This is a genomic window from Amycolatopsis orientalis DSM 40040 = KCTC 9412, from assembly GCF_000478275.1.
Taxonomy (GTDB): Bacteria; Actinomycetota; Actinomycetes; order Mycobacteriales; family Pseudonocardiaceae; genus Amycolatopsis; species Amycolatopsis orientalis.
On the sequence record NZ_ASJB01000028.1, the window covers coordinates 85,683 to 91,623 of the forward strand.

Here is a 5,941-nt window from a genome sequence, read left to right on the forward strand (position 1 = left end):
AACCGAACGCCGGAGTTCACCTCAACGAGCTACCGACTTAGACTAGCCTTACCTACCCCGAACAACGGAGGCGCCGGTGACCGCAACGGCCACCACCAGCCGAAGCGTCCTGCGCCAGGCTATTTCCGGGCAACGACGGCAGGTCACGCTCGCGTCCATCCTCGCTGCCGGGCACCAAGGCGGTGAAGCACTCGTCCCGGTGATCATCGGCGTGGTGATCGATCAGGCCGTCGCCGGCGGCTCGGTGGGCACGCTCGTGTTCTGGCTCGCCGTGCTCGGCGTGGTCTTCGCCGGACTGTCCTACAGCTACCGGTTCGCCGCGCGCGCGGCCGAAGGGGCCTCGCTGCGGGCGGCGCACGACATCCGCATCGCGATCAGCCGCCGGGTCCTGCATCCCGGCGGTGGCGCCGAAAACGGCAAGCTGGCCGGCGAACTGGTCAATATAGGCACCAGTGACGCGCAACGGGTCGGGGTCGTGAACGCCGCCCTGCCGTTCGGGATCGCCGCGCTCGCCGGAGTGCTGGTCAGCGCCGTCGCGCTGCTGCGCATGTCCCTCCCGCTCGGTCTCCTCGTCCTCCTGGGCACGCCGCCGCTGCTGTATCTCGCGCATCTCATCGGGAAACCGCTGGAGCGCCGGAGCGAGGCCGAGCAGGAACGCTCGGCGCACGCGTCGGGGGTCGCCACGGATCTGGTCGCCGGTCTACGGGTGCTCAAGGGCATCGGCGCCGAGCCTGCCGCCGTCGCGCGCTACCGCGACACGAGCCAGAACTCGCTGAAGGCGACCTTGCGCGCCGCGAAGGCCAAGGCCTGGCACGACGGCGCGGTACTCGCGCTCACCGGTGTCTTCATCGCGATCGTCGCCCTCGTCGGCGGGCATCTCGCGTCGTCGGGCGCGATCAGCGTCGGCGACCTCGTCGCGGCGGTCGGGCTCGCCCAGTTCCTGCTCACCCCGTTCCTGATCTTCTCGTGGGTCAACAGCGAACTGGCGCAGGGCCGCGCGTCGGCGTCCCGCGTCGCCGACCTGCTGACCGCGCCGACGGCGGTCGAAACGGGCGACGGTGAACTTCCGTCGCCCGCCACCGGGAACGTCCGGCTTTCGGGCGTCTCCTACGGCAGCCTCCGCGGGGTCGATCTCGACATCCCGGCGGGGCAGCTGGTCGGCGTCGTCGCCACCGATCCCGCCACCGCGACAGATCTGCTCGACTGCCTAGGCCGCGCGGGCGATCCGGCCGAGGGCCAAGTCCGCGTCGACGGCATCGATCTGTCCACTGTGGACCCGGACCGGGTACGGGAGGTCGTCCTGGTCGCCGCGCACGACGCGGACCTCTTCGAAGGGACGCTGGCGGAGAACGTCCACGCCGGTGGCCCCGCGCACGACCAAGCGCTGGCCGCGTCGGCGGCGGACGAGGTCGCGGCGGCGTTGCCGGACGGGATCGCGACCGCGGTCACCGAACGGGGACGCTCCCTTTCCGGCGGGCAGCGGCAACGAGTGGCCCTCGCCCGCGCGCTCGCCGCCGAGGCGCCGGTCCTCGTCGTCCACGACCCGACGACGGCGGTGGACACGGTGACCGAGGCGAGGATCGCCACCGGGCTCGCCCGGCTACGACAAGGACGGACCACGATCCTGGTGACCACGAGTCCCGCCCTGCTCGCCGTGACGGACCGCGTCGTCGTCCTCGACGGCGGCCGGGTCACGGCCGAAGGCGGCCACGCCGAACTCGCGCTCGATCGCGCCGACTACCGCGCGGCGGTGCTGTCATGACCCGTGAACTGCTCCCCACCGCCGACGGCAAGCGGATCCGCGCCGTCCTGGGCGAACTGCTCCGCACTTCGAAGGCCCGTGCCGCCGGCGCGCTCGCGATGCTCGTCGGCGCGACCGCCATCGGGCTGCTCACCGCTCCCCTGCTCGGCCACATCGTCGATCTCGTCACCGGGAAACGACCGGCCACCGAGCTGACCACCCCGGTGGTGGCGCTGGTACTGGTCGCCATCGCCCAGGCGATCGCGACCGCGCTGGGCGTCTCGCTGACCGCGCGACTCGGCGAGACCCTGCTCGCGGAACTGCGCGAACGGTTCGTGGACCGCGCCCTGGGCCTCCCGCTGGAGCAGGTCGAACGCGCGGGTTCCGGCGACCTGACCGCCCGGGTCACCAACGACGTCACGGTGGTGGCGAGGGCGGTCCGCGAGGCCTTGCCCGAACTGGGCCGCTCGGTACTGACCATCGTGCTGACGCTCGGCGCCCTCGCCGTCCTCGACTGGCGGTTCCTCCTGGCGGCACTGCTGGCGGCCCCGATCCAGCTGCACACCGTGCGCTGGTACGTCCGCAACGCAGTCCCGCTGTACGCGGAGCAGCGGATCGCGACGGGTTCCCAGCAGCAGCAACTGCTCGACACGATCGGCGGCGCGAAGACCGTGCGCGCCTTCCGCCTCGCCGACGCCCACGTGGAGCGGGTCCGGCAGCGATCGGAGGGCGCGATGGACCTGATGCTGCGTGGCGTCCGGCTGATGACGAGGTTCTTCGCCCGGCTCAACCTCGCCGAGTTCGTCGGTCTCTCCGCCATGCTCGCGGCCGGTTTCCTGCTGGTGGGCGCCGACGCGGTGACCATCGGCGCGGCGACGGCGGCGGCGTTGTACTTCCACAGTCTCTTCGGCCCGATCAACACCGCGCTGGCACTGGTGGACGACGCGCAGGCCGCCGCGGCGAGCCTCGCCCGCCTGGTCGGCGTCGCCGACCTCCCCGCGCCGCGGGAACCCCAGCGGCCCGCGAAACCCGTTGACGCGTCGGTGAAAGCGGCGGGCGTCTCCCATTCCTATGTGGACGGACACCCGGTGCTGCGGGACGTCGACCTGAGTCTCGCCCCCGGTGAGCGGGTCGCGCTCGTCGGGGCCAGCGGCGCCGGGAAGACGACACTGGCCAAGCTGATCGCCGGGATCCACACCCCCGCCGCGGGCACGGTCTCCGTCGGCGGCGTACCGCTCGACGAACTCGGCCCGTCCGCGACCCGGCAGGCCGTCGCGCTGATCAGCCAGGAGGTGCACGTCTTCGCCGGTTCGCTGGCGGACGACCTCCGGCTCGCCCGGCCGGACGCGTCCGACGAGGATCTGTTGGCGGCATTGGACAAGGTCGGCGCACGCGGCTGGGCGGAAGCGCTGGGCGAAGGCCTCGCGACCGTGGTCGGCGAAGGCGGTCACCAGCTGACGGTCACCCAGTCCCAGCAACTGGCGCTGGCCAGGCTGGTCCTCGCGGATCCGCCGATCGCGATCCTCGACGAGGCCACCGCCGAAGCCGGGAGCGCGGGCGCGAAGACCCTCGAAGCCGCCGCGGCGGCCGCGCTCGAAGGCCGGACCGGCCTGGTCGTCGCGCACCGGCTGACGCAGGCGGCGGCTTCGGACCGCGTCGTCGTGCTCGACGCGGGCGTGGTCGTCGAGAGCGGGACGCACGACGAACTCGTCGCCTCCGGTGGCCGGTACGCGACGTTGTGGGCGGCCTGGTCGGACAACCGTTCACGGACGTGATCCGGGACGCAGTGGCGCCGGTTGCAATCGGCCGTCCGGCGTCTTAGGTTAGGCAAACCTGAATCTCGATTAATCCGGCTTCGCGCCGGATCGCCGATCAAGAAGGACGGATGATGGCCCGAATCCCCACCCTCTCCGCCGTGCGCGGACGCCTGAAGACCGCCGGCGTCCTGGCGTCCGCCCTGGTACTGGCCGCCACGCTCACCGCGTGCGGAGGTGGTGGCGAACCGGCCACCCCGGCCGCGCAGAACGCCGCCGGTTCGGCGGTCGACGCGAACGCGTTCCCGACGACGATCGAGCACAAGTACGGCAGCACCACCATCACGCAGGAGCCCAAGCGGGTCGTCACGGTCGGCCTGACCGAGCAGGACGCGCTGCTCGCCCTCGGCGTGGTCCCGGTCGGCGTCACCGAATGGCTCGGCAAGTTCCCCGGCACCATCGGCCCGTGGGCGACCGACAAACTCGGCGGTGCCGCGCTGCCGGAGGTCCTCAAGGACGTCGACGGGCCGCAGTACGAGAAGATCGCCGCGCTGAAGCCGGATCTGATCATCGCGCTGTACTCCGGGCTCACCAAGGAGCAGTACGACAAGCTGAGCCAGATCGGCGTCCCGGTCGTCGCGCAGCCGAAGGAGTACAACGACTACGGCATCCCGTGGAACGAGGCGACCAAGAAGGTCGGCCAGGCCGTCGGGCGTGCCACCAAGGCGAACGAACTGGTCAAGGGTGTCGAGGACAAGTTCGCCCAGGTCCGCAAGGAGCACCCGGAGTTCCAGGGCAAGTCGGCGCTGATGGCGTCGACCTACGAGGGTTATTTCGTCTACGGCAGCCAGGACGGCCGCTCGCACATCCTCGAATCGCTCGGCTTCAAGCTGCCCGCCGATCTCGACGCCGCCATCGGTGACAAGTTCGGCAAGAGCCTCAGCGCCGAACGGACCGACCTGCTCGACCGCGACGCGCTGGTGTGGCTCATCGACACCCCGGCGAAGGCGCAGGAGATCCTCGGCAAGGACGCGCTCTACAGTGGACTGAAGGTGGCGAAGGAAAAGCGCGAGGTCTTCATCGAGAACGAAGGCACCTATGGCAGCGCGGTCTCGTTCGTGACCGTGCTGAGCCTGCCGTACGTGATCGACCGGATCGTCCCGCAGCTGTCCGCCGCCGTCGACGGTGACCCGAAGACCGAGGTCAAACCGGCCGGCTGAGCCCTTGCGGAAAGGAAACGGGGCCGCGACTTTTCGCTCGCGGCCCCGTTTCGTGCGCCATGACGGTCAGTGCGGGAATCCCCCGAAGTTGTGCAGCGGGACGGTGATCTGCTTCAGCCAGGTCTTCGTGGTGAAGTCACGGGCCTTGATGACCACCGAGCCGGGTGAGACCTCGATCTGCAGCCCCTGGTTGAACGCGCCGCCGAGGGATACTTCCCCGCCCTTGCCGTCGTCGGTCCAGCCGACCTGGACGGCCGCGGTGTTGACCACCGTGAACCCTTCGAGGTTGCCGGTGCCCGGGACCACCCGGCGGACCACCCAGTCCGACAGGGTGAGATCCCAGTGCGTGTGCCCGGAGAAGAGGAACACGTCCGGATGGCGCCCGAGGATCGAGAGCAGCCTGTCCGACTGGAGATAGTCGGAGCGGTAGAGCTTGTTGTGCGTACCGGAAACCGTGTTGGGGAGCGGATGATGGGTCAGCACCATCACCGGGCTCCGCCGGTTCGACCAGTACCGGAGACGTTGTTCGAGCCAGGTGAACTGGCTGTCGCTCATCCAGACCTCGTCCCACAGCTTGGGGTCGTGGTACTTCGCGTACCGCTCGGTTCCGAGGCACAGCACCGGAACCCCGCCGAACGACGTCTCGGAGTAGACGGTGTTGCGGCCCGCGAACCGGTAGAAGCTGCGGAACAGGGAATCCTCGGTGGTCCCGTTCGGCCAGGTCTCCTGCGCGAGCGTGTCGGGGTCCCGCCATTTCGGGACGTAGAACTCGTGGTTGCCGATGGCCCAAGCGATCTCGCGCGGATGCGGGTGCTTGTCCAAAGTGGACCGCAGCTGGGCGTACTCGAAGTCGTAGCCACGCGGGGTGAGGTCACCCGCGATACCCAGTCCCGCGCTGCCCGGGTTGATCGCCCGCAGATCGTCGAGCGCCTTGCCGAAGTCGGCCAAGTCACCCTGGATGTCACTGAGGATGTTGAAGCGGACGACGGGCCAGTGCGGCCATTTCGCCGGTGGCCCGGGTCGTGCCTCCGCTTGCCCCGGCAGCATCGCCGCCCCCGCCGCCGCGCCACCGGCGGCCACCATGAACGCTCTTCGATCCATAAAGCGAACCGTACTCACGTTTTATTTCGGCAAAGGAAATCAGGGACCAACACTCGGCTCTCGGGTCTCGTGAGTGGTAATGACGGTTCTAACCGTCATTACCACTCACGAGACCGCAAGCGGGG

Annotated in this window: 4 protein-coding genes; 3 read left to right on the forward strand and 1 reads right to left on the reverse strand. The window is 69.9% G+C overall.

Annotated elements, in window-relative coordinates:
• Nucleotides 1-76 precede the first annotated feature (76 nt).
• From L324_RS07020 to L324_RS07030, 3 genes are all read left to right on the forward strand, one after another.
• Complete coding sequence (locus tag L324_RS07020) at nucleotides 77-1,762, forward strand: ABC transporter ATP-binding protein (RefSeq protein ID WP_037305176.1); 1,686 nt, start codon at nucleotides 77-79, stop codon at nucleotides 1,760-1,762.
• The gene (locus tag L324_RS07025; protein ID WP_037305177.1) at nucleotides 1,759-3,516 is read left to right on the forward strand and encodes an ABC transporter ATP-binding protein; all 1,758 of its coding nucleotides are present in this window, start codon (nucleotides 1,759-1,761) and stop codon (nucleotides 3,514-3,516) included. The genes L324_RS07020 and L324_RS07025 overlap by 4 nt, the downstream gene beginning before the upstream one ends.
• Before the next feature lie 113 nt (nucleotides 3,517-3,629).
• The gene (locus L324_RS07030; RefSeq protein ID WP_037305447.1) at nucleotides 3,630-4,715 is read left to right on the forward strand and encodes an iron-siderophore ABC transporter substrate-binding protein; all 1,086 of its coding nucleotides are present in this window, start codon (nucleotides 3,630-3,632) and stop codon (nucleotides 4,713-4,715) included.
• Between the two features lie 66 nt (nucleotides 4,716-4,781).
• Here L324_RS07030 and L324_RS07035 read toward each other — a convergent pair whose 3' ends face one another.
• The gene (locus L324_RS07035; RefSeq protein ID WP_037305179.1) at nucleotides 4,782-5,816 is read right to left on the reverse strand and encodes a metallophosphoesterase family protein; all 1,035 of its coding nucleotides are present in this window, start codon (nucleotides 5,814-5,816) and stop codon (nucleotides 4,782-4,784) included.
• Nucleotides 5,817-5,941 lie beyond the last annotated feature (125 nt).

Coding starts and splice junctions, on each gene's coding strand:
- L324_RS07030 (WP_037305447.1), top strand. CDS start 3,630: ATGGCCCGAATCCCCACCCTCTCCGCCGTGCGCGGACGCCTGAAGACC.
- L324_RS07035 (WP_037305179.1), bottom strand. CDS start 5,816: ATGGATCGAAGAGCGTTCATGGTGGCCGCCGGTGGCGCGGCGGCGGGG.
- L324_RS07025 (WP_037305177.1), top strand. CDS start 1,759: ATGACCCGTGAACTGCTCCCCACCGCCGACGGCAAGCGGATCCGCGCC.